Annotated in this window: 18 protein-coding genes; 6 read left to right on the top strand and 12 right to left on the bottom strand. The window is 70.9% G+C overall.

Annotated features, from left to right (window positions below):
- Positions 1-64 precede the first annotated feature (64 nt).
- Complete coding sequence (locus P3X83_RS18245) at positions 65-2,734, top strand: hypothetical protein (RefSeq protein ID WP_277306311.1); 2,670 nt, start codon at positions 65-67, stop codon at positions 2,732-2,734.
- A gap of 16 nt (positions 2,735-2,750) precedes the next feature.
- On the opposite strand, the gene cydB is transcribed toward P3X83_RS18245, so the two are convergent.
- From cydB to P3X83_RS18215, 6 genes are all read right to left on the bottom strand, one after another.
- Positions 2,751-3,734, bottom strand: a complete 984-nt coding sequence (gene cydB, locus P3X83_RS18240; protein ID WP_277306310.1) for a cytochrome d ubiquinol oxidase subunit II — start codon at positions 3,732-3,734, stop codon at positions 2,751-2,753.
- Positions 3,735-3,774: 40 nt separating this feature from the next.
- On the bottom strand, positions 3,775-5,154 hold the full coding sequence (locus tag P3X83_RS18235; RefSeq protein ID WP_277306309.1) for a cytochrome ubiquinol oxidase subunit I: 1,380 nt from the start codon (positions 5,152-5,154) through the stop codon (positions 3,775-3,777).
- 126 nt (positions 5,155-5,280) lie between these two features.
- Entirely contained in the window at positions 5,281-5,811 is a 531-nt protein-coding gene (locus P3X83_RS18230) for a phospholipase (RefSeq protein ID WP_277306308.1), read from the bottom strand.
- 162 nt (positions 5,812-5,973) lie between these two features.
- Positions 5,974-7,926: a serine/threonine-protein kinase gene (locus P3X83_RS18225; RefSeq protein WP_277306307.1), complete on the bottom strand. Its 1,953-nt coding sequence runs from the start codon at positions 7,924-7,926 to the stop codon at positions 5,974-5,976.
- On the bottom strand, positions 7,923-8,588 hold the full coding sequence (locus tag P3X83_RS18220; RefSeq protein WP_277306306.1) for a nucleoside/nucleotide kinase family protein: 666 nt from the start codon (positions 8,586-8,588) through the stop codon (positions 7,923-7,925). The genes P3X83_RS18225 and P3X83_RS18220 overlap by 4 nt, the downstream gene beginning before the upstream one ends.
- Entirely contained in the window at positions 8,572-9,228 is a 657-nt protein-coding gene (locus tag P3X83_RS18215) for a cytochrome P450 (protein ID WP_277306305.1), read from the bottom strand. Before P3X83_RS18215 ends, P3X83_RS18220 begins: the two co-directional genes overlap by 17 nt.
- A 162-nt stretch (positions 9,229-9,390) precedes the next feature.
- Between P3X83_RS18215 and P3X83_RS18210 the strand changes: the two genes are divergently transcribed.
- On the top strand, positions 9,391-11,475 hold the full coding sequence (locus P3X83_RS18210) for a tetratricopeptide repeat protein (RefSeq protein WP_277306304.1): 2,085 nt from the start codon (positions 9,391-9,393) through the stop codon (positions 11,473-11,475).
- Between the two features lie 225 nt (positions 11,476-11,700).
- Here P3X83_RS18210 and P3X83_RS18205 read toward each other — a convergent pair whose 3' ends face one another.
- Positions 11,701-14,805, bottom strand: coding sequence for a tetratricopeptide repeat protein (locus tag P3X83_RS18205; protein ID WP_277306303.1), 3,105 nt, complete (start codon positions 14,803-14,805; stop codon positions 11,701-11,703).
- 343 nt (positions 14,806-15,148) lie between these two features.
- Here P3X83_RS18205 and P3X83_RS18200 point away from each other — a divergent pair, with 343 nt between their 5' ends.
- Both P3X83_RS18200 and P3X83_RS18195 read left to right on the top strand, forming a co-directional pair.
- Positions 15,149-16,294 (top strand): hypothetical protein, encoded by a 1,146-nt coding sequence (locus tag P3X83_RS18200; RefSeq protein ID WP_277306302.1) that lies wholly within the window; start codon positions 15,149-15,151, stop codon positions 16,292-16,294.
- 22 nt (positions 16,295-16,316) lie between these two features.
- Positions 16,317-17,315: a carbohydrate kinase family protein gene (locus tag P3X83_RS18195; protein ID WP_277306301.1), complete on the top strand. Its 999-nt coding sequence runs from the start codon at positions 16,317-16,319 to the stop codon at positions 17,313-17,315.
- 9 nt (positions 17,316-17,324) lie between these two features.
- Here P3X83_RS18195 and P3X83_RS18190 read toward each other — a convergent pair whose 3' ends face one another.
- A complete protein-coding gene (locus tag P3X83_RS18190) occupies positions 17,325-17,678 on the bottom strand; it encodes a hypothetical protein (RefSeq protein WP_277306300.1) in 354 nt (117 codons plus the stop codon).
- Positions 17,679-17,971: 293 nt separating this feature from the next.
- Between P3X83_RS18190 and P3X83_RS18185 the strand changes: the two genes are divergently transcribed.
- On the top strand, positions 17,972-19,756 hold the full coding sequence (locus tag P3X83_RS18185) for a peroxidase family protein (protein ID WP_277306299.1): 1,785 nt from the start codon (positions 17,972-17,974) through the stop codon (positions 19,754-19,756).
- 8 nt (positions 19,757-19,764) lie between these two features.
- Here P3X83_RS18185 and P3X83_RS18180 read toward each other — a convergent pair whose 3' ends face one another.
- Together P3X83_RS18180 and P3X83_RS18175 are read right to left on the bottom strand one after the other, a co-directional pair.
- On the bottom strand, positions 19,765-20,004 hold the full coding sequence (locus P3X83_RS18180) for a hypothetical protein (protein ID WP_277306298.1): 240 nt from the start codon (positions 20,002-20,004) through the stop codon (positions 19,765-19,767).
- A 56-nt stretch (positions 20,005-20,060) separates the two neighbouring features.
- A complete protein-coding gene (locus tag P3X83_RS18175) occupies positions 20,061-21,398 on the bottom strand; it encodes a hypothetical protein (RefSeq protein ID WP_277306297.1) in 1,338 nt (445 codons plus the stop codon).
- A 255-nt stretch (positions 21,399-21,653) separates the two neighbouring features.
- Here P3X83_RS18175 and P3X83_RS18170 point away from each other — a divergent pair, with 255 nt between their 5' ends.
- Positions 21,654-22,442: a hypothetical protein gene (locus tag P3X83_RS18170; protein ID WP_277306296.1), complete on the top strand. Its 789-nt coding sequence runs from the start codon at positions 21,654-21,656 to the stop codon at positions 22,440-22,442.
- A gap of 53 nt (positions 22,443-22,495) precedes the next feature.
- Here the strand turns inward: P3X83_RS18170 and P3X83_RS18165 are convergent, their stop codons facing one another.
- Positions 22,496-22,684: a ferredoxin gene (locus tag P3X83_RS18165; RefSeq protein ID WP_277306295.1), complete on the bottom strand. Its 189-nt coding sequence runs from the start codon at positions 22,682-22,684 to the stop codon at positions 22,496-22,498.
- Positions 22,681-23,817: a cytochrome P450 gene (locus tag P3X83_RS18160; RefSeq protein ID WP_277306294.1), complete on the bottom strand. Its 1,137-nt coding sequence runs from the start codon at positions 23,815-23,817 to the stop codon at positions 22,681-22,683. The genes P3X83_RS18165 and P3X83_RS18160 overlap by 4 nt, the downstream gene beginning before the upstream one ends.
- Between the last annotated feature and the right edge of the window lie 43 nt (positions 23,818-23,860).

Raw genomic sequence — 23,860 nt, 5'->3', positions numbered from 1 at the left:
GTGATCGTGGTTATCGTCGAGGGCGGAGGGGAGACGCGAGGCGCGGCGGAGACGGGGGCGGCACATGGATCGCCGACTTGACGCGGTGCTGGCCGAGCTGGTGATCAGGGATCGGCTCCGCCTCCGGCGGCTCCGATACGACCGCCGGACCGGCCCGTTGCTGCTGCAGGTGGAGGGTGCCGAGGCCGCGCTGCGGGCCTGGCTCGACGACTTCGGCAAGGCGTATTCGGGCGTCCTGCCCATCGGCACGCCCGACGAGGCGGGGGGCGATCCCGGTTCGCGGGTGGCCGTCGAACTGCTGAACATCGCCTACGGCTGCGGCTACGGCGGGCGTCCCGCCTACCGCCTGCCGATCGTCTTCCCGCGTTTCGCCGCCGCGTACACCGTCCTGGTCGAGTGGCAGCCGACCGTCCCGCCCCGCTCGCTGGCCGAACTCGACTCCGAGCTGGAGGGGAAGGTCACCACGGCGATCGAGCGGGCCCGCCGTGACATCCTCCCGGCGCTGCGCAGGCGCGTCGGGGAAGTGGTCGGCGATCCGTACTTCGGGCAGCAGCACAGCGGCCTGGTCGGGCTGTTCGCCAGCGTGATCCGCGCGTTCCGGTTCCGCGCGTTCTGGACGCTGCGCTGGTATCGCCGCAAGGGGCTGCGGCAGCCGGTCCGCACCACGCAGGCGCTGATCAAGGAGCTGCGGCGGCTGCGCGACGAGCCGTCCGCGCCCGCGGGCGGCGAGGAGGCGGTGGACGCCCGGGAGCTGGTGCTGCTGGTCGACGCCCTGCTCGCCGACATCGACGCGCACTACGGGTTCTTCCGCAGGCTCAACCGCGTGCGACGTCCGGTGATCCTGCTGCCAGACGTGCACCGGATCCCCGAGCACCGGGCGATCAGGGACGCCCTGCTCACCGCGTTCGACGGCAGGTCGCGCAACCTGCGCGTGCATCCCGTCGTGATCGCCACCGCCGAGCCCGGCGCGGACGGCGAGGGCGCGCGCCCCGCCGTACGGCCGGGCGAACTGGCCGACGAGATCCGCGCCGTTCAGGCCCGCCTGAAGACCGGCGGCGAGGGCCCGGGCCGGTTGCTTCCGGTGTCAGCCGGTCCACCGGGTCCGCCGGGTTCACCGGGTTCGCCGGGCGGGGGAGCCGCCGCCGGGCGGCGTCGGACCGGGCGCGCCGGGCCGGTCACCGCCGCTCTGGTCGCGCTCGCCATGGCCGCCGCGCTGCTCACCGGCGGGGCCGGGGTGGCCCGCCTGCTGCGGAGCTGCGGCGAGGGCCTGGAACGGATCGACGCCGACTGCGTCGGCGTGTCCGACGGCACCGCCGTCTTCATGCCCGGCGTCAAGGGCATGCCCGAGATCTTCAAGCGGATCGAGGCGGAGAACGACCGGATCGCGCCTGTGCCGCACGCCACCGTCGCCCTGATGATCCCGATGCAGAGCGACGTCCCGGCCGTGCGCGAGCAGATCCTCAGCGAGATGCAGGGCGCCTACCTGGCGCAGGTCCGGGCCAACGCCTCCGCGGACAAGCCGCCGATCCGCCTGGTGCTGGCCAACCCCGGCCGCGAGTACCGCCTGTGGCGCACCACGGCCGACCGGCTGGTGGAGCAGGAGCCGGAGCTGCGCGTCGTGGCCGGGTTCAACCTCAGCGTGGACGCCACCTGGCACGCCATGCACCACCTCACCAACGAGCGGCGGATCCCCGTCGTGGCCGGGCTGGTCACCTCCAGCGACTTCACCAACCCCGAGACCCAGGACCGCGCGCGCGACCCGTTCCCCGGCCTGGCCCGGGTGGTCTCGGCGGCCAAGGAGCAGGCGGCGGCACTGCTCGCCTTCGACGGCGGCCTCGCGGGCGCGCAGACCGCGCTGGTCGCCGACACCCGGCCGAACGACAACTACAACAGCTCGTTGCGCAAGGCGTTCACCGAGGCCAGGAAGGGACGCCGGGGCACCGGGGTACAGGACATGACCTTCCAGTCGCCGGGCATCGAGCAGGCGGGCATCGCCGCGAACCGGTTCGAGGACTTCGCGCTGAACATCTGCCGGTCCAAGGCCCGCTACATCTACTTCGCCGGGCGGGGGTTCCACCTGGAGCTGTTCGTCAACCGGCTCGCGGCCACGTACTGCTCGGGCAAGAAGTCCTACACGGTGATCTCGGGGTCCGACGCGACCACCCTGAACAGCCGTCTCGACGCCGGTGAGCGCGCGATGCTGCGGGGCGACCCGGGGGGCGGCAGGCCGTCCGTGTCGGTCGTCTACACCGCGCCCGCACACCCCGCCCAGTGGGACGAAGAGGTGGCGAAGTGGCGGCGGACGGACGAGGGCGGGGCCGAGTCGAAGCCGCCCGTGTACCTCTCCGAGCCCCAGGAGGCCATGGCGCGGCTGCGGGCGGGCATCGCGGCGGCCGAGCTCGGCGACGTCGCGCTCGACGACGGGCGCACGATCGTCACTCACGACGTCGTGCTCACCGCGGCGCGGGCACTGACCAGGGCGGCGAGCGTCAGCCGTACGGAGGTCCCCTCGACCGGGCACGTGCGGGAGGTCCTCTCCGACCTCAACGCGGCCTTCCGGATCCGCGGCGCGAGCGGCTGGATCTGCCTGACCAACGCCGGGAACCCCTACGACAAGCCGCTGGCGGTGGTGCGCCTCGACCCGGCGGCCGACCGGCTGGTGTTCGAGGGCGTCGCCTGGCCGGAGGGCGGCCCACCGGCGGACGAGTGCGTGGTGCCGCAGATCACGCCATAGCCCCGGCTCTTGCCGGTCACTCCACGTGGACCCGGCGGCGGAACACCCAGTAGGTCCACGCCTGGTAGAGGATCACCAGCGGCAGGAAGATCACCGCGATCCAGGTCATGATGGTGAGCGTGGTCGTGGTCGCCGCGGCGTTCTGGATGTTCAGGCTGTAGGCGGGGTTGATCGACGACGGCATGACGTCCGGGTAGAGCACCGCGAACAGGGTGAGCACCGCCACCCCGATGGCCACCGCCGACAGCAGGAACGCCCAGCCCTGACGTCCCCGCGCCGCCACGACGAGGGCCGCGACGAACGACGCCGCGGCGATCGCCGCCAGCACGATCGTGGCCGCGTCGCCCCCGTGGAACTGCGTCCACGCCAGGAACGCCACCGCGAGCACGGCCGCGATCACCCCCGAAGGCACCACCAGGGCGGAGGACCGGCGGCTCATGTCGCCGGTGGTCTTCAGCGCCAGGAACACCGCCCCGTGCGTGGCGAACAGGGCCAGCGTGGTCAGCCCGCCGAGCAGCGCGTAGGGGTTGAGCAGGTCCCAGAACGTGCCGACGTACTCGTGGCGGGCGTCGAGCCGCACCCCGCGCACGATGTTCCCGAACGCCACCCCCCACAGGAACGCGGGCACGAACGAGCCCACGAAGATGCCGATGTCCCATCGCCGCCGCCACACGTCGTCGTCCCGCCTGCCGCGGTACTCGATGGCCACCCCGCGCACGATCAGCGCCAGCAGGATCAGCAGCAGTGGCACGTAGAACCCGCTGAACAGCGTGGCGTACCACTCGGGGAACGCGGCGAACGTGGCGCCTCCGGCGGTGATCAGCCAGACCTCGTTGCCGTCCCAGACCGGGCCGATCGTTTCGAGCATCCCGCCGCGCTCGGACTCGTTGCGGCCGACGACGGGCAGCAGCATGCCGACGCCGAAGTCGAACCCCTCAAGAACGAAGTAGCCGACCCACAGGACGGTGATCGCCACGAACCAGATGTCGTTCAGTACCACTGCGAGCTCTCTCCTCGGCGGGCGGGCTGTTGGGGGCGGGCTAGTAGGCGAACGACGGTTCGCCGCCGCCCTGCTCGGACTCCTCGGCGGGGGGCGGGGACTGCCGGCCGTACTTGATCATGAGAGCGACCTCGACCACGGCGAGCACGCCGTACAGGACGGTGAACGCGATCAGCGAGGTGAGCACGATCCCCGGGCCGTTGGTGGGCGAGACGCCCGCGGACGTGTGCATCTGGCTGAACACGATCCACGGCTGCCTGCCCATCTCCGTGAAGATCCAGCCGAAGCTGTGCGCCAGGAAGGGCAGCACCACGGCCCACACGGCGAGCCGCCACATCCAGGACGGCCCGCGCACCAGCCCCTTCCGGGTGAACCACAGGAGCACGACCGCCACCAGCGCGGTCAGCATCCCGAAGCCGATCATCAGCCGGAAGCCCCAGTAGGTGATCGGGATGTACGGGCGGTAGTCGCCGGGACCGAAGATGCGCTGGTAGTCGGCGTTCAGGTTGTTGATGCCCTCGACCTTGGCGCTGAAGTCGGCGGTGGCCAGCCAGGACAGCAGCCCGGGGATCTCCAGCTTGAAGATCGGCCGGGTGCCTTCCAGGGTGCCGATGGTGAACAGCGAGAACGGCGCGGGCTGCGCGGTCTCGTAGAGCGCCTCGGCGGCGGCGATCTTCATCGGCTGGGTCTGCGTCATGATCTTGCCGAGCACGTCGCCGGAGATCAGCGTGCCGCCCGCGCCCACCAGGACCGCGATGACGCCGAGCCGCAGCGACGGCCGGAACACGTCGACGTCCCGCCCCCGCGCCAGATGCCAGGCCGAGATCGCCATCAGGATCGCGCCGCCCGACAGCCAGCAACCGAGGATCGTGTGCGGGAACGCGGCCAGCAGCACCTTGTTGGTCAGCACCGCCCCGAAGTCGACCAGCTCGGCCCGATGGACCACCCGGTATCCCACCGGCCACTGCATGAACGAGTTCGCCGCCAGGATGAAATAGGCGGACAGGGTCGTCCCGAACGCCACCAGCCAGATGCACGCCAGATGCACCAGCTTGGGCAGCAGGTTCCAGCCGAAGAGCCACAGCCCGAGGAACGTGGACTCCAGGAAGAACGCCAGCAGCGCCTCCAGCGCGAGCGGCGCCCCGAAGATGTCGCCGACGAACCGCGAGTAGGCACTCCAGTTCATCCCGAACTGGAACTCCTGCACGATCCCGGTGACCACGCCCATCGCGAAGTTGATCAGAAACAGCATGCCCCAGAACTTGGTGGCCCGCTTGTAGGCCGGCTTGCCGGTCCGCACCCACATCGTGTTCAGGATCGCCACCAGCAGCGAAAGCCCGATCGTCACCGGGACGAACAGGAAGTGGTACACGGTGGTGGTGCCGAACTGCCAGCGCGCGAGATCCAGGGCGGCGTCCATGATGATGACTGTACGTGGCCGATTGCGTGAAATCAGTCACGAAACGCTGCGTCATGCTCAAGGGCCGGGTGGCCGGTGGGTGGCCGGGTGATGCGGGGGCGCGACAGGCGCCCCCGCATCCGTGTTCTATGCGTCGGAGAGCGCCTTGCGCTCGGCGTCCCGCTGGACGCGCCGGATCTGCTCATCCGTGACGTTCAGATTGCCGAACTGCTTGACCGCTTGGTAATAGGTCCATGCCAGACCGTCACAGGTGGCCTTGGGAACTCCTGAATATCCCGCGCATACCTGCTTCATATCGAAATAGAACGCATTATCGATGCGTGCCTTGTTGGCCGGGAACTGGCTTACCGCCTTGTAGTTGCGGTAGCCGAAGTCGTGCCTGCGGCAGGGCATCCGGAAGTCGAAGCCGAGCGGCTGGTCGGGGCTGCTTGAGCAGAGGTCGGTGGACCAGTCGAAGGCGTAATCGGCCCAGGCCCCCTGGTTCTGCCAGGCAGACCGCCATGCGGAGGCGCTGGCTGCGGTGGGCTGGGAGAAGTTGGAAAGCGCGGCGAGCTTCTGCTGGGGGGTCACCGCGGCGTGGGCGGAAGGCGTGAACGCCAGGGAGGTGATCAGGGAGAGAGCGGCGGTACCTAACACGGCGAGCGATCTGCTGAACATGAGACCTGTTTCTCTTGTCCGGGGGGCGGTCGTGTCGTGGCAAGCTTCGCCTGACGACATAACAATGAAGGGAAACAGGCCGAAAAGTGGAAGCACTTCTTGCCCATTCTCTTCGGCAGAGTTCGCGCAGGATCGCTGTTTACACGGCCGCCGGGTGCGCGGTCATGGCGGGAACGGCGTGGCGAGGCTCCAGGGACGGACGGTCTCGTCGCGGCCGCCGCTGAGGACGATCGGGGATCCGGCGAGGCGGCCGATGGCGACCGTCCAGACGCGGTCGGTGTGACCGGTGAACGGCGAGCCGACCGGGGTGCGGGTGCGCAGGTTCCAGACGCGGACGGTGCGGTCCTCGCCGCCGGAGACGGCGATGGGAACGCCGTTGACCTCGCCGAAGGCGACGGACCAGACCGGCCCCTGGTGGCCGGTGAGCGGCGCGCCGCTCGGGGTCTTGCGGGTGAGGTCCCACAGGGTCAGGGCGCCGTCGGCGCCGCCGGACACCGCGACGGGCGTGCCGTCGATCCGGCCGAAGGCGACGGCCCGGACCTGACCGGAGGTCGTCTTGACGGGCGGGCCGCTCTGCCGTCCGGTGGTGAGGTCCCACAGGCGGAGCGTTCCATCGTCGCTCGCGGAGACGGCGACGGGCCTGCCGTCCACCTCGCCGTACGCGATCGACCAGACGGTGTCGTCGTGGCCGGTCATGGGGGCGTAGAGCGGGACGCCGGTGGCCGGGTCCCAGACGCGGACGGTGCGGTCGGCGCCGCCGCTGACGGCGACCGTCCGGCCGTTCACCACGCCGACGGCGACCGCCTTCACGTCGGCGGTGTGGCCGGTGAAGGGCGCGCCGATCTCCGTGCGCTCGGCCAGGTTCCAGACCCGCACGGTGTCGTCGTCGCTGCCGGTCAGCGCGATGGGCGCGCCGTCCAGCTCGCCGGTGGCGATCGAGCGGACCCAGCCGGTGTGGGTGGTGAGCGCGTCGCCGGCCTGCCGCCGCGCCCCGAGGTCGAGCACCCGGACAGTCCGGTCGTCGCCACCGGTGACCGCGACCGGCGTGGGCCCGACCTGGGCGAGGGCGATGGCGCGGACGTCGTTGCCGTGGTCGGTCAGCGGGCTGAACAGCGGTTCGCCGAAGGGGATCGACTCGCTGACGGGGGTGGTGGTCGTGCGCGGGAAGGGCTCCGGGTCCCCTTGCCGCAGCAGGGGCGGTACGGCCAGCGCCGCCGCCACCGCGAGCGCGACCACCGCCGCGCCTGCGAGCACGATCCCGCGCCGCCTGCGCGGCGGCTCGGGGTTCCGCGCCGGGGCCTGCGGCGCGGGCTCCTCACCGGTGAGGGTCCGTAAGACCTCGGGGGCGGTGGGACGGTCGGCCGGGTTCTTGGCCAGGCAGCGGGCCAGCAGCGGGAGCAGCATGTCCGGCACGCCGGATAAGTCGGGCTCGCCGGACAGGATGGCGTTCACCACCACCGGCACCGTCTCGCCGGGGAACGGCCGATGGCCCGATGCCGCGAACACCATCGTGCAGCCCCAGCTGAAGATGTCGGCGGCGAAGCCGGGCGACTCCTCGGCGAACAGCTCGGGCGCCATGTACGGCGGGGTGCCGATCGCGCGGGTCGCGGTGCCGCTCTGGTCGAGCGCCCGGGAGATGCCGAAGTCGATCACCACCGGCCCCTCGGGCCCCAGGATGACGTTGCCCGGCTTGAAGTCGCGGTGCACGATCCCGGCGCGGTGGATCGCGGCCAGCGCGCTGATCGTGGCGACCGCCAGCCGCTCCAGCCCGCCGCCCGTGCGCGGGCCGTCGGCCTTGACGACCTGGTCGAGCGAGCCCCCGGGGACGTACTCGCTCACGATGTACGGTCGGCCCTCGTGGTCGCCCATGTCGAGCACCCGCGCGGTGGCGAACGGTGCGACCCGGCTCGCCGCCTCGACCTCGCGCAGGAACCGCCGCCGCACCGCCGGATCGGCGGCCGTCCACGCGTGCAGCACCTTGACCGCCACGTCGGCCCCCGACGGGGAACGGCCCAGGTAGACCACCCCCTGCCCGCCCCCGCCCAGCTTGCGGACCAGCCGGTAGCCGCCGACCCGTCGCTGCTCGTCCAGCTCGGGCGGCTGGGATTCGGTCATGTCCGACTCCCGTCCGGGACGGCCCGCAGCACCGCGTCGGGGATCACCAGGTCGGCCAGGTGGCGGGTGGCGGCGATGAGGTCGGCGTTGCGCTGGTCGGTGCCGGTGGCCCAGGCGACGGCCTCGCCGTGGGTCTTGCCGTACCTCTCGTGCCTGGCGACCAGGCGGCGCAGGCGTTCGTCCGGATCGAGGTCGCAGTACCAGACCTCGTTCAGGCAGGGCCGCACCCGCGCCCAGTCGCCCTCGCCGAGCAGCAGGTAGTTGCCCTCGGTGATGACCAGCCGTGCCGCGCGCGGCACCGGGACGGCCCCGGCGATCGGCTGCTCCAGGTCGCGCTCGAACGCGGGGGCGTAGACCACGTCGTCGTGCTCCTCGCGCAGGCGGCGCAGCAGGACGGCGTAACCGGCGGCGTCGAAGGTGTCGGCCGCGCCCTTGCGGGCCCGCCGTCCGAGACGGTCGAGTTCGGCGTCGGCGAGATGGAAGCCGTCCATCGGCACGTGCGCCACCCAGCCCCGCGGGGCGGACTCCCGCAGCGCCCGCAGCAGGTATTCGGTCAGGGTGGACTTGCCCGCGCCCGGGCAACCGGTGATGCCGAGGACGGCACGGCGGCCGTCGGGCGCGAGCGCGCGGGCCCGCGCGGCCAGTTCAGGGAGAGTGGTCATCGAGTCCGTCGCGGTTCGAGGTGCATGAGGATGTCGTCGGCCGCCCACTGCACGATGGTTCCTTGGGGGATGAGGTAGTCGCCGAGGACGAGGTCGCCGGTGGCCTCGCGCGCGCCGTACGGGCCGGGCGGGTAGAGCCGCATCGACTCCTTGAGCGCCATCTCCAGGTACGGCACGCGCCCAGATCGTCGTGGCCGGGCGCGTCGCGATCGCCCAGCACGGCGTCCACCTCGGCCACGGCGTGCCGGGCGGCCTCGGGGTGGCGGGCCAGCGACCAGAGGGTCCAGGAGACCGCAACGCCGGTGGTGTGGTGGGCGGCGAGCACGCGCCGTCCACGACCTCGCGCAGGTAGGCGAGCGACGACGGCCCGCTCCGGCCGCTCCTCGCCCGGATGGTAGACGCGCCCCAGGTATTCGGTCAGCACCACCTCGAAGGCGGCCACCACCCGGTCGGCCTCCTGTGCATCGTCAAGGCCGTACACCGCCGCCCGCACACCGGGCAGCCGGAACCGCGCCACGGGGCCGTACTCGGCGTGCAGCCGCAACTGGTAGGTGTGCAGCCCGCCCGCCTGGGCGATCGCCTCCCGCCCATCGTCGCGATCGGTACCGGGCGGCCCGGGGATCTCCTCGTAGGCCCGCATGGTCCTCCTCCGAGGGGAAAGCTTTCCAGAAATATGCTAGCGGCCAGTATTGAAATTATTCCCTGCGGAGCAATATTCGGAATTCCGCATACCGCATTTATGGTAGCACCAACGTGCGGACGAGATGATGAACGGCTTATGTCCGAAAATATGAATAACGAGATGTCCGGGACGGTGTATGGCGCGGTCGTGCAGGCCAGAGATGTTTCCGGTGGGGTGCACTTTCACGGCCCCGCCCCCCTGCCCGCGCCGAATCAGTTGTTACCTCGCCCCCGACTGGTCGGTCGCAAGGCCGAGCTGGCGGCGCTGGACGCGATGCGGGACGAAGTCACCGATATTCCGCTCACAATCCTGATAACCGGATCGGTCGGAGTCGGCAAGACGGTGCTGTCGCTGGGCTGGGCCCACAAGATCCGCCGGCACTACCCCGACGGGCAGCTCTTCGCCGATCTGCGTGGTCACTCCGACGACGACCCGGTGTCGCCCCAGAAGGTGCTCGGCGACTTCCTGCATGCCCTCGGCGTGCCTGTGGAGTTGATCCCCGGCGAGCCCGCCCGCCGGGCCGCCCTCTACCGCACGGTCACCCACGACCGGCGGCTCCTGGTGCTCCTCGACGACGCCGTGACCGCCGCCCAGGTGCGTCCGCTGCTTCCCGCCTCGCCGACCAGCGTGACCCTGGTGACCAGCAGATACCGCCTGGCGAGCCTGCTCGCCCAGGGCGCGCGGGGGATGTACCTCGATCGCCTCGACGTGCGGGCGAGTCTGGCCCTGCTAAGTGACACCCTGGGGCGCGAACGGGTCGACCGCGATCGCGCCGCAGCGGACGAACTGGTCGAACTGTGCATGCGGCTGCCCCTGGCGCTGACCGTCGCGGCGGCCCGGCTGGCCTCACGTCCGAACTGGCCGCTCGGCGAGATGGTGACGGTGCTCGCGGAGGAACAGCGCCGCCTGGCGGCCCTGGCGATCGGAGATGACATGGCGGTGCGATCGGCCCTCGACCTCTCTTACCGCGCGCTCGGAGAGGAGGAGGCCCGGCTTTACCGGCTGCTCGGTCTCGTGCCCGGCACCACTTTCGGCGGCGAGGCGGCGGCGGCCCTGGCCGATGTCCCGGCGGTGGAGGCGAGGCGCTCACTCGGCGCGCTGACCGACGCCAACCTGCTGACCGACACGACCGACGGCACGTACCGCTTCCACCACGAACTGGTCCGGTTGCACGCCTCCCAGCTCACCGAGCATGAGGACTCCGAGTCGGGCCGGAAGGAGGCCGAAACTCGCCTGCTGGGCTGGTACCTGGGCACGGCAGCGCGGGCAGAGCGACGCCTCCGGCCGTACCGTACCGGCCTCCCACGCGACGCCGAGACCCCACCGCGCGAGGTCACCGACTTCGGCGGCCCGGCCGACGCGCTGGCCTTCTTCGAGCGGGAATTGGGGAACCTGGGCGCGGCGATCACGCTCGCTCACGAACGGGAACGGCATGCGACGGCCTGGCAGTTGGCGGACGCCTTGTGGTCTCTCTTTCTAATGAGGGGTCACCACGTGGAACGCGCCACCATAGAGAAGACGGGGCTCGCGGCCGCACGCGCTTGCGAGAACGCCTACGCGGAGGCCAAGATGCTCGACCGGCTTGGCCACAGCATGCGCGCCGTGGGACGTCCCGACGAGGCGGCAGAGTACTTCGGTGCGGCTCGCGACATCTGGCGGCGCCTCGGCGAGCGCGACCGCGAGGCGAGTTCCCTGCGCAGGCTGGGCTCCGTCGCGGTGGATCGCGGCCACCTGGATGAAGCGGTCGTCTATTTCCTCACCGCGGCCGAAGCGTTCCGCGAACGGAGGGCGACGCGGAGCGAGGGGCTCGCGATGCTGGATCTGGGCCTGGCAGTGCTCGGCCAAGGGCGCTCGGCGATGGCGGTGATCTACCTGGAGCGAGCCGGCGATCTGCTGGCGAACGTTGACGACTCTTACAATCGCGCGAGAGTCAAGCTCGCCCTCGGCCGCGCCCACACCCAGGAAGACGCGCACGAGACGGCAGACCTGGCACTGAGGAACGGGCTAGAGGTGATGACGTCCCTGGGTTCCACGGTGGGCCGCGCGGAGGCGCTGGAAGCGCTGGGCGAGCTGGCCGAACGCAGGGGCCGGGCGGAGGAGGCCAGGGAGCGGTACGACGAGGCCCTTGAGGCTTTGGGGGATTTCGAGACGGCGGCCCACCTGCGGATCAAGTCCCGGACCGAAGCCCTGGGGCCGCCGAGCTAGCCTCGAACGGGCAGGTCAGCCCATCATAATGAAGGCAAGCCCCATCATAATATAGTGCACTTCGTTCCCTTACTAGGAGTAATGGTCCGAGTGTCCGAACCGATCGAGCTGGAGCCCCAACGGGCAACCATGCAAGACGATAGCATAAGAGACGGACGCTAATACCGCGCACTAACAGGCGAAAAATCGTGATTCGCGAAGCTTGTCCTAGTTGACGGCTATTGGCTACGCGCTCGGAGGCCTGAGATCTCGGAGTCGCACGCGCAACGCGGCCGCCTCCGGTGCCCCGAGTCTATCGAAGATCATAATCGCTTGTCGCCACCGCGCTTCCGCCGCTTCCCGATCATCAATGTGGAGTAATACCTCGCCGAGGCCCTGCAAACACCCTGCCTCAAGGTAGGGGTCGGCCACCTCTCGAGCGACCGATAGTGCCTGTTCGTAGGTCTCGTGTGCCAAGGAGAACTCTGCGGCTGTCCGCTGGCTGTCGCCGATCGACTGCAAAGCACGGGTCTGTTGATATAGATCGCCGATGTTCCTGGCGACCGCGAGAGCCTTTTGGAAGTAGGCCATGGCCTCAGCGTTCATATCCGAAACCAAATAGGTCCGACCAATATTGCAAAGCGCCTCGGCTTCATGTCGCTTGTCGCCGATCTCGCGATGGACTGCCAGCGCCTCCCGATAGAAATGCAGGGCCTCGTTGTGTCGTCCGCGTCGCTGCAGCACGCCGGCCACGTTGTTCAAGGCCACCGCTTCGAACTGGCGCCAGCCGACCGATCGCATCGCGTCCAGGGCGCCGTGGTAAAGAGGCATCGCCGCATGATCGTTTCCGCGGTTGAACTCGATGTCGCCGAGGTTGTTGAGGGCCTGCGCCATCCCCGCCCGGTCGTCGGTGCCCCGCAGGATTCGCAAAGATGCCTTGAAGGAGACCTCCGCCTCTTCCGGTCGTCCGAGATATGACAGAGCGATTCCTTTGTGCAGGAGCGCGGTTCCCTCTCCGTGGTGGTCACGGAGCGCGCGGAATATGGACACCGCCTGCTCGGCGTATTCCAGCGCCACGGTGAGGCGGCCGGAGAGCCAGCAGGCGCGGGCAAGCTGGTCCAGCATTTCGGCCTCCCCTCTTTCTTCGCCGAGTTCCCTGAAGGTGTGCAGGCCGTCGAGGGCGTGCTGCAGGGCATCGCTGAGGTGTCCGGTGCGGCTTTCGACCAGGCTGAGCTCCAGGGTCACGCGGGCCGCCCGTTCGCGGTCGCCGGTCTCCTGGCAGATGCGCAGAGCGGTCTCGTGCAGGCGTTTGGCGTCCAGCCACAGCGCGCCGCGCTCCAGGTGCGTGGCGAGGATCAGGGAAAGCTGTACGGCATGGCCCGGGAACCCCTGATCGGCCGCGTGCTGCGCGCAGCTCATCAGGTTGGCGTGCTCGGCGCGGAGCCAGTCGGCTGCAATCTCCGGCTCGTCCACGACGGGCAGGTGGGCCGGCGGGTGCTCCACGACCAGCGGCGCGCGGCGGCGATGCGGGTAGCGGGTGCGGTCGGCCTCGTCGGCGGCGCGAAGGTAGTAGTCCAACAGCCGGGCGACTGCCCGCCGCGGCTCTCCGGGCGGTTCTTCCTCCTCCGCCCGTTCGCGGGCGTACATGCGCAGCAGATCGTGGAAGCGGACCCGGTCGGCGTGCGGCTCCTGGACCAGATGCCGGTCGATCAGTTCCTCCAGCGCCTGCTCGGCCTCCGGTAGTTCGCACTCGATCAGCGCCGTCGCCGCGTCCGCCGTGACATCCGCACCCACGTGCAGGCCGAGCCGCCGAAACGCGCGCTGCTGGGCCGGGGTCAGCCCCCGGTAGGACAGTTCGAACGCGGTGACCAGATCGTTGCCGCCCGCGCGTATCTCGCTCAGCCGGTTCCTGGCCCGGGTCAGTTTGGTCACCAGGTCGCCGACACCTCGTGCGGGCCGGTGGCGGAGCCTGGTTGCCATGATCGTCACAGCTAGGGGAAGACGTCCGCACAGGCGCACGAGCCGGCTCACGTCGTCCGACTCCAGGGACCGTTCGGTGCCGACGATCCGCCGGAACAGCAGCGCCGCCTCCTGCGACGAGAGGGCGTCCAGGGACAACGGCCGGATTCCGGCCAGTCCGGTGAGCCGGTACCTGCTGGTGATCAGCACCAGGCACCCGGGCTCGGCCGGGAGGAATGGCCTGACCTGGTCGGCCCCCGCCGCGTCGTCGAGTACGACGATCATCCGGCGGTCGGCCAGGCGGGCGCGCCACAGCGCGGCCCGGGGCTCCAGGGCGTCGGGCATCCGATCGGCGGCCACACCGAGCTGGCTGAGCAGGGTTTCCAGACCATCTGCGGGATCGACGGGGGGCCTGGTCGGGTCGTGGGCGAAGAGCTGCAAGAACAGTCGCCCGTCGGGGTAGCGGTCCGCCAGTTGATGGGCGGCGTGGGTGGCGAGCGCTGTTTTCCCTATTCCGGGCATGCCGTCGATGGCCGCGATCGCGATCGCCGTCGCCGGACGGTCGAGCGCGCTGAATAGGTGCCGTAATTCGGCCTCCCGGCCGGTGAAGTCGGGGGTGTCGCGGGGCAGGGTGTTGGCGGGCGGGACACGCCTGGGACGCCGCCGATGCCGGGGCGAGGCCAGGTCACGGTCGGCGTTCAGGATGCGCTGGTAGGTGCCGCTCAGGGCGGGAGTGGGATCCGTACCATGGTCCTCGGACAGCCGCTGCCGTGCTTCGTGGTAGATCTTCAGTGCCTCTGTCTGCCGACCGCACCGGTAGAGCGCGACCATCAGGTGCTCCACGAACGACTCGTCCCAGGGGTGCTCGCCCACCAGACGATAGAGATAGCTGATCAACTCGGCGTGATGTCCCACCTCGAGTTCTATCTCCACCCGCTTGCGGATGAGTGCGTGGCGCTCGCTTTCCAGGCTTATCCGTAAATTCCGAGCCCATTCTCCGGAAAGCCCGGCGAGTGGCTCGCCGCGCCACAGATTCTCGGCCTCGATGAGCAGCCGCAGCGCGTCTTCGGGGTTTCCGCTGTCCGCAATTGCGCGGGCTTGCGTTTCCAGTTGCCGGGATCGGTATAGGTCGATGCAATCAGGATCAACGTCCAGTACGTAGGTCCCGGATCGTCGATCCAGGGGTGCCCTGTCTCCTAGCAGGCGGCGCAGCCGTGCGATATAGGCGTGCACGCTGCCACGGGCCTTCGGCGGCGGGTTCTCGCCCCACACCCGGTCGATCACGGTGGCGATGGAAACCGGCTGCCCTGGTGCGCTCAGCAGCACGGCCAGCACATGCCGCGCTTTGGCTGAGCCGAGATCGCACATCTCACCATCGGCCCACAACTCCACGGAGCCGAGTATTCGGAACTCCACGAGCGTCCTTTCAGCGGCAACGCCATGCGCGATCCAGTTTCCCGCGTCACCCCTTAATGGTCCACAACGCGTGGCCGATCGATGCCGGGTCGCGATCTCCGGTAAGCCCTCACGATTGCTGCAAGGTTCTGTCAAGCCGGGCAACGGAACCTCGAGACAAGAACCGTGGTGACGGGGACCACGAACACCGAATACGGCGCCCTCGCGCCATATTGAAAGGGAGTTCGAAAGCTCGATGTCCTGTGTGGAGGGGTATCACGTGCCCGTCGGGCCCGACGCGGCACGATGGGTCACGAATCACAGCGCGCGGACGGTCCTGGTGATCGTCCATACGGTCACTTCGGGGCAGCGTCTGCTCGACGTCGCCCGGCTACTGGCCGCCGATCTCCGGGTCCAGGTGGTCTTCACGCACGGCCCGGACGTCTTCGGCAACGGGGTGGCCGGCCTGCTGGAGCGAATCGGCGGGGTGGTGGTGCCATGGCACCTGGCCGTCCGTCACCACTTCGATCTGGTGGTCTCCGCCGCGTACGGGGGGATAGAGGAGGTTCACGGACCACTGATCATCGTCCCGCACGGCGCGGGATACAACAAGCGGGTGAGCCGCAGGCTGGGCGGTGGGGCGATGGCGTCGCGCGGCACCTACGGCCTGAGCGCCCAGGAACTGATCAGGGACGGCATGGTCATCCCGACCGCCGTCGCGCTCGCCCACGACGTGGAACTCGGACGGCTCGCCCAGAGTTGCCCCGAGGCCACCCCGATCGCCCACATCATCGGCGATCCCTGTCATGACCGGCTGGTCACCAGCATGCCCGAACGTCCCGCGTACCGGCGGGCGCTCGGCGTCGGCGATGACCGGGAGCTCGTCGTCGTGACCTCTACCTGGGGGCAGCGGTCGCTTTTCGGCCAGCGTGCCCAACTGCTGCGGGCCATGGCCGCGCGACTGCCGAAGGAGCGCTACCGAGTGGCGGCGCTGCTGCACCCGAACGTCTGGTTCGGGCACGGCGTCTGGCAGATCCGGGCGTGGCTGGCCGACTGCGTGCGCGACGGCCTCGCGCTGATCCCGCCGGAAGCCGACTGGCGGGGCGCGCTGGTGGCCGCCGACCACATCGTGGGCGATCACGGGTCGCTCGCCGTCTACGGGGCGGTGACCGACGCCTCGATCATGCTCTTCGGCGACGCCCGCGACGACGTCGATCCCGAATCGGCCATGGGGCTGCTCTCGGCTGCGGCCCCCCGGCTGCGGCTGGGCCGGTCGCTGGCCTGCCAGTTGCGGGACGCCGCCGCGAGCGACCATCCAGGGCGCAGCGCGGGTGTGGTGGCCCGCCTGACGTCGGCTCCCGGCATGTTCGACGAGAACATGTTCCGGCTCATGTACCGGGTGCTGCGGCTTCAGCCGCCGCCCTCGGTCCGGCGGGCCGAGGCGGTCCCGCCCCCTTTCCTCACCGACTCGTCCGTGCCGGCCTGACCGGCCGAACTTCGGAGTAGAGATGAGCAACAGAATCGTGGTGGCCGGTGTCACCAGCCTCTACATGGCGGTGCCCGTCGCCGGTTTCCCCTTCCCCTACACGCCGCAGAGCTTCCCGGACTGGCTGCGGGCCGAGGTGTCCGGGGCCGCCTGTCACATCGCCGACACCCTGCGGACGCTCGGCGACGACGTCAGGCTGTGCACGTTCGTCGGCGACGACGTGGCGGGCGCGGCCATCCGGGCCTCGCTGGGCGAGCGCGGGCTGTCCGGGCCGGGTGTGGTCCGTGCGCCCCGCTCCTCGCTGGGCGTGGTCCTTGTCGCACCGGACGGCCGGCGGGCCGGGCACCCGTACCTCGCCGCCGTCAACATGCTGGAGTACCCGGTCGAGGCGTTCCGCCGCGCGCTGCGCGGCGCGGACCTCGCCGTGCTCACCAACACCGCGTTCGTCCGGCCGCTGCTGCGGCACGCCCGCGACGAGGGCGTGCCGGTGGCCGTGGACGTGCACGTGATCAGCGAGGTGGACGACTCCTACAACCGGCCCTGGCTGGAGGTCGCCGACATCGTGTTCTGCAGCCACGAGCGGCTGCCGTGCTCGCCGCGCGAATGGGTGGCCCGGATCTTCGACCGCTATCCGGGTTGCGCGATCGCCGCGGTCGGTCTCGGCGGCAAGGGGTGCCTGATGGGGCTGCGGGACGGCACCCTGATCGAGGTGGCGGCGGTCGCCCCGCGCGGGGTGGTGAGCACGTCCGGGGCGGGCGACGCGTTGTTCGCGTCGTTCCTGCACGGCTGGCTCGCCACCCGCAACCCGGTGACGGCCTTGCAGCATGCCGTGCTGCACGCCGGGTGGAAGGTGGGCGACACCTTCCCCGGCGTGGTCTCGCTGACCGGCGAGGAGCTGGTGCGGCTGGGCCGGAGCCATCCGGTGGCCACGGTCCTCGGCCGCTGGGACACGGAGGCGGCCGGGGACGCCCTGTCGGTGGTCACCGTCCCGGCGTTGCGGCGGGCGCCCGAGCGGCCCTGACGCACGGCCCTATCGGGCCGCGTTGATGGCGAGGAGGTGATCGATGTCGACGGCACCGCCGGCCACGGCGGTGCCGTCGAGGCCGAGCCAGCGGCGTGCCGTGCCGGGGGTGACCTCGAACTCCCTGCCGGGGCCCGCTAGGACGAAGCGGTCATCCGACCGGAGGATCGTGAAGTAGGGATCCCGGCGGGGGCCCGCGTCGCCGTGTCCGGGGGCGGCCGACGTGGTGCGGACCGGCCGCCAGTACGACGCCGCCGTGCGGCCGGATGGCCAGGTCGCGCACGTGGCCGGGGACCTCGGATTTCCCGCGCCCCCGGTGGGGGCGGTTCCGGTCGCCGCCCGCCCAGCGCACCGCCCGCTCAAGGTCCTCGTCCGTGATCCGGTTGACCCGGACGGGCGGCCGTGACGGCCCCAGGGCGTCCCAGCTGGCATGACGTCGTTCATCCGTTTCCCCCGGAGAACGTCAAATCATGATTAATGGTCATCATATGGAAAGGCGATATCAGTTCTCTTTATAGCCCATTTATCCTCCAGTTAAGAGGCGCGCGCTCGGCCCGACCGGACCGCGTGGAAGCGGCGGGATTCGGGGTACGACGAACAACGGAGAGTATTCATGCGGTCGCTCTTCGGTAAAGGTCGAACCCCAGGGAGGGCCCATGTCTCTCGGTGACCGAGTGTGGAACGCGTTCGACGAGCTGGCCGAGCTGCTCGACCGCAGGTACGGCTGGGACCGGCTGCCCCGGCCGCTCGCCATCGCCGTCCTGGCCGGGATTCGCGACCGCCTGCGCCGGTCGAACCTGCACGACACCGGCGCCCTGCCCGCCGTGTCCGCCGCCGTCCCCGCCCCGCGAAGCCCGCTGCATGACACCTTCCGCAGCGACGACGGCTCGCACAACGACCCCGAGGACCCGGCGACCGGCATGGTGGGCACCCGGTTCGGCCGTAACGTCCCGGTGGAGCGCACCTGCGCGGAGCCGCCCGACCGTGTGCTGACGCCCAACCCCCGCCTGGTCAGCCGGATGCTGATGACGCGCACCGAGTTCCAGCCCGCCACGTCCCTCAACGTGCTGGCCGCCGCCTGGCTGCAGTTCATGATCCGGGACTGGTTCACCCACGGCCGGGGCGCCCCGGAGAATCCGTGGTGCCTGCCGCTCGACCCCGGCGACGACTGGCCCGTCCCGCCGCTGACCGTACGGCGGGCCGCGGCCGACCCGACCCGGCCCCGCGGCTACGACGGCCCGGCCACCTCGCTGAACATGCGGTCGCACTGGTGGGACCTGTCCTCGATCTACTGCCCGGGAGACCGGCCCGTGCTGCGCACCGGCGTGGGCGGGCGGCTGCGGCTGGAGCCGGGCGGCGCGCGGCCGGTGGTGGCGGGGCGCGAAGACGTCTCCCGCGAGCCGGGGTTCTGGCTGGGCCTGGCCATGCTGCACCGGCTGTTCGTCCGCGAGCACAACGCGATCTGCGAACGGCTGGCGGTGGAATGCCCGGGCATGTGCGATGACGAGCTGTTCGAGCACGCCCGGCTGGTCAACGCCGCGCTGGTGGCGAAGATCCACACGGTGGAGCTGACCCCGGCGATCGTCCGCCATCCGGTGGCGGTGCACGGGCTGCGCGCGAACTGGTGGGGGCTGGCGGGCGAGCGCGTCCACCGGATGTTCGGGCGGATCGGCAGGGGCGGGGCGATCAGCGGCATCCCGGGGTCGCGCGGCGGCCGGGGCGGCGTGCCGTACCGGCTGACCGAGGAGTTCGCCGCGGTCTACCGGATGCACCCGCTGATCCCCGACGACTTCCACATCCGCTCGGTCGCCGACGACGCGCACCTGCGCTTCTTCACGCTGCGCGACATCTCCGGGCCCCGGGCGCTGGCCGCGCTGTCCGCCTACCCCGAGCCCGACCTGCTCTACTCCCTGGGCACCGAGCATCCCGGCGCGATCACCCTCCACAACTTCCCCCGCCACCTGCAGGAGTATCAACGGCCCGACGGCCGGCTGGTGGACCTCGCCGCCACCGATATCCTGCGCTGCCGCGAGCTGGGCGTGCCGCGCTACAACGAGTTCCGCAGGCTGCTGCGGCTGCGGCCCGCCACCGGCTTCGCCGCGCTCAGCGACGACCCGCTGACAGTGGCCGCGCTGCGCGAGGTCTACCAGGGGCGCATCGAGGACGTCGATCTGACCGTGGGGCTGTTCGCGGAGCGGCGTCCGGACGGCTTCGCGCTCAGCGAGACGGCCTTCCGCATCTTCATCCTGATGGCCTCGCGCCGCATCGGCGGCGACCGCTTCCTGACCACCGACTACACCGAGCACGTCTACACCAGGGCCGGAATGGACTGGATCGCCGACAACACGATGGCCACCGTGCTGCTGCGGCACCATCCCGAGTTGCGGCGGGCGCTGCGCGGCACGGACAACGCCTTCACGCCGTGGACGCGCACTCGCTGATCAGGGCCTCAGGCTTCTTCGCCGGGCTCAGGAGGGCGGTCCACCGGGTGCTCGACGAGGGCCAGCAGGCGGCTCGCCATGAAGCGGGCCGTGCGCACCGGGGTGCCGTTCCTGGTCACCTCGGCCACCTCGACGACGCCCCGGCCGATGGTCACCTCGACCCGCCGCCCGGCCCGGGTGGCGACGATCTCGTAGGCCCGAGAGCCGTCGTTGGTGTCCACGACGATCTCGACTCTGTCACCCTTCATCCCGCCCCCTAGTCCACACTCCATATCTACCCATTCGCGGGGGAATGATCCGGATGTCAGGGGGCGAAACGTCCGGCCGTGTCGCGTTCGGCGCGGATACGTCGGCGCAGGTCCTCGCCCTCCTCGCCGGGGACGACGTCCGCGTGCGCCAGGGCCTCCTCCAGCATCGCGAGGCCCGCGTCGAGGTCGCCGTTGAACAGGTGCGCCATGCCGTACCTGGCCTCGGCCTCGGCCAGCTCTGCGAAGGTGCCGGGGTCGCCGGGATCGAGCCCGGCCCGGGTCGCGCGGACCGCGCGTTCGGTGAGGGCGAGCAGTTCGTGCAGCTCGCCGGGGTCGGCGACGCCGTGGCCGACGCGCTCCTGCGTCACGGTGAAGGAGAGCATCGCGTGGGTGGCGGTCAGCTCGCCGTGCGCCTCGCGGGCCTGCCTGCCGGGTCCGCCGGTCAGCGCCTCGCCCTCGATGAGGACGGCGACGGCCGCGTCGAGGTCGCCGGTGGCGGCCAGCGCCCGCCCGAGCCCGGCGATGGACCGGCCCAGCTCGCCCACGACGTCGTCGCGCTGCGCGGCCAGCGACGAGGTCTCGTCCAGGACGTGCCGCAGCAGTGCCACGCTCTCCCGCAGCTCGGCCAGCGCCCCGGCGAGGTCGTCGCGGCCGGTGCGGACCAGCCCGGAGTGCCAGAGCACCTCGGCCAGCCCGCGCTGGGCCCGCCTGCGGTCGGGCACGGTGGCCGCCGAGCGTAACAGCGCGCGATAGGCGGCGATCGGCCGGGCGAAGACGCCGGGCTCCTCCTCGCCCGCCACGAGGCGCTCCGTCGCCGCCTCGTACGAGCGCGCGGCGGCCTCGGCCTCGGAGGCGCACGCCGGGGACGCCGCGGTCGCATGGCCGGTGCGGCCCTCGACGGCCACGCGCCGTTCGTGGTGTTCGGTGAACGCGGGCACGCCGTTGCGGGCGAGCCCCACCATCAGGTCGAGGGCCTGGCCCACGTGACCCTGGTCCGCGAGCCCGGCCCCGCGCCTGGCCAGTCCCAGGCAGTCCAGCGCGAGCGCGTACGCGCCGAGCACGTCGGGATCCCGTACGGCGCACGGGCGCAGCGTCTCCACCGCCTCGGCCGCGGCCGCGACGGCACGGCGGGGCTCGCCCCTGGCGAGGAGGATCTGGCCGGACAGCAGCAGCGCGTACCCGAGGAGCGCCTGCCCGTCGCCCCGCGCCCGGCGGCGGGCGAGATGCGCGGCGGCGAGTTCGGGCGCGCGCCTGCCGCCCTTGGCCGCCACCCGGATCACCTCGGTCTCGTCGGGATCCTGTGGCCCCAGCCTCCCCCGTACGGCGAGCAGGATGCCCGCGTCGAACCCCGGCCCGGCGTCCTTGCCGCCCGCCCGCCACCACCAGCGCGCCATTCGCCTCGCCTCTCCGACGCTCTTGGCTGGATTATGCATTTCGGCGGCGGAACGGTATAGGGATCAAGACCGGGTTTGCTGGTCACGACTAGGTTTCTTGTGGTATTTCCGGACTGAAGTGGGCTACCGTCGTTCGCGGTAATGACTCCCGTTCTTGTCAAGTTAGAAAGGGAAATCTGACAAATGGGCCGCTGAGAAGGCCCGGTCGATCCCGCCGCCGGGCCGGTACAGCGATTCGCCTTCGAACTGAGGAGATTGCGCGCGGAGGCCGGATCGCCCACCTATCGCGCCATGGCCCGCCGGGTGCCCTACTCGGTCACCCCGGGACCTCGGCCGATGCGCACCCACGCCGCGCACCTGGCCGCCCTTACGGACGGCTCGGAACTACTGGTGGTGATCGACCAGTTCGAGGAGATCTTCACGCTCTACCAGGACCCGGCCGAGCGGGTGGAGTTCGTCGGTCTGAGGGTGGCCGCGCGCCGTCCCGGCGAGCGGACGCGGGCCGTCGTCGCGGTGCGGGCCGACTTCTACGGCCGGTGCGCCGAGCACCGGGAGCCGGCCGGCCCGATGACCGCCGGGGAGCTGCGCGAGGCGATCGTCAGGCCCGCCATGGCGGCGGGCCTGGTGGTGGAGCGCACGCTGACCGCGCGGATCCTTCAGGACGTGGACGGCGAGCCGGGCGGCCTGCCGCTGATGTCGCACGCGCTGTCCACGTCGCTGCGGGCGCCGAGCCACCTGGCGTTCTCGCCGTCCGGCGACCTGCTGGCGGCTCTCGACATGCGCGCCGTCGAGATCTGGGACGTGCCCGCCCGGCGGCTGGTCGCCGAGATCCCGTGGCCGGGCAACCAGGGGACGTCGATCGCGTTCGACCGGCACGGCGGCGTGCTGCGCATCGCGTACGAGGACGGCTCGGTGGTGCCGTTCCCGATCACTCCGGAGAGGGTGGCCGAGGCGGTGTGCGCGAGGGCGGGCCGTACGCTCAGCGCGGCCGAATGGGACGAGCACCTGGGCGGCACGGCCTACCAGGACGTCTGCCCTCGATAAGACCACCTGGCGAGGCGGGGACTGGACACCCGCTGCGCCGGGGCCGTGCGATGTCAGGTGACGGCGATGGCGCGGACCGGGCAGAACCGGGCGGCGTCCTTGGCGCGTCCTTCCTGATCGGGGCCGGGCTCGGGGACGAGGATCAGCACCAGGCCGTCCTCGCCGGAGTCGAACAGGTCGGGCGCGTGGTGGGCGCACTGGCCCGCGCCGATGCAGCGGTCGCGGTCCGCCGTGATGGTCACCATGCCACGGGCAGTTCGTGCAGACCGAAGATCGGCCCGTCGTACTTGAACCGCAGCTCCTCGTCCGGAAGCTCCACCCGCAGGGTGGGGACGCGCTCGAACAGGGTGCGGTAGGCGATCTCCAGCTCGGCGCGGGCGAGGTTCTGGCCGAGGCACTGGTGCACGCCGTACCCGAAGGCCACGTGCGTGCGGGCGTCGCGGTCGATGTCGAAGCGCCCGGGGTCGGCGAAGGCCCGCTCGTCGCGGTTGGCCGCCGCGCCGAGCACGTAGATGCCCTCGCCCGCGCGGATCTGGACGCCGCCGACCTCCAGGTCGGCCGTGGCGACCCGGTCGAAGGCGATCCAGTCCACGACCGAGTGGTAGCGCAGCAGTTCCTCGACCGCCGGGGGCCACAGCGCGGGATCCGCCACCGCACGCCGGAGCTGGCCGGGATGCCGGAGCAGGGTGAGCACGCCGAGCGGGATCATGTTGGCGGTGGTCTCGTGCCCGGCGACCAGCAGCAGGAACATCATGCCGGCGATCTCCTCGCGCGGCAGTTGCGCGGTGGTGACGAGCCTGCCCAGCAGATCGTCGCCTGGGGCCTTCTCCGCCTTGGCGATCAGGTCGACGAGGAACGCCCGCAGTTCCAGCGCGGCCGTGCCGCCGGTCGGGTCCTCGCTGGCCAGCATCATGCGGGTGCGGGACTGGAAGAACTCCCTCTCGGTGTACGGCACACCGAGCAACTGGCAGATCACCAGCGAGGGCAGCGCCAGCCCGAATGCCTCGACTAGGTCGGCCCGCCGGTCCGGGGCGGCGAGCATGGCGTCGATGAGTCCGTCCGTGGCCTGCTGGATGCCGGGGCGCAGTTCCCTGATCTGACGGAAGCTGAACTCCGGGATGAGCAGCCGCCGGTAGGCGGTGTGCTGGGGCGGGTCCATGTTGATGAAGGAGCCGGTGAGGAAGTCCGCGATGGCGGCCGTCTCCTCGGGGGTGAACTCTCGCCCCGACAGCTTGACGTCCGGGTGGCCCGGGGTGAGCGGGCTGGTGCTGATCGTGGGGTCGGCGAGCACCTGCCGCGCCTCGGCGTGCCTGGTGACCAGCCAGACCTGACCGCCGGGCAGTTGCGCCCGCACCACGGGTGCGTCCTCGCGCATCGTGTCGTACGTTTCGGGTGGTGCGAACGGACAGGTGCGCGGA

The organism is Spongiactinospora sp. TRM90649, from assembly GCF_029382225.1.
GTDB lineage: Bacteria > Actinomycetota > Actinomycetes > Streptosporangiales > Streptosporangiaceae > Spongiactinospora.
This window is presented reverse-complemented; position numbering and strand designations above follow the sequence as displayed.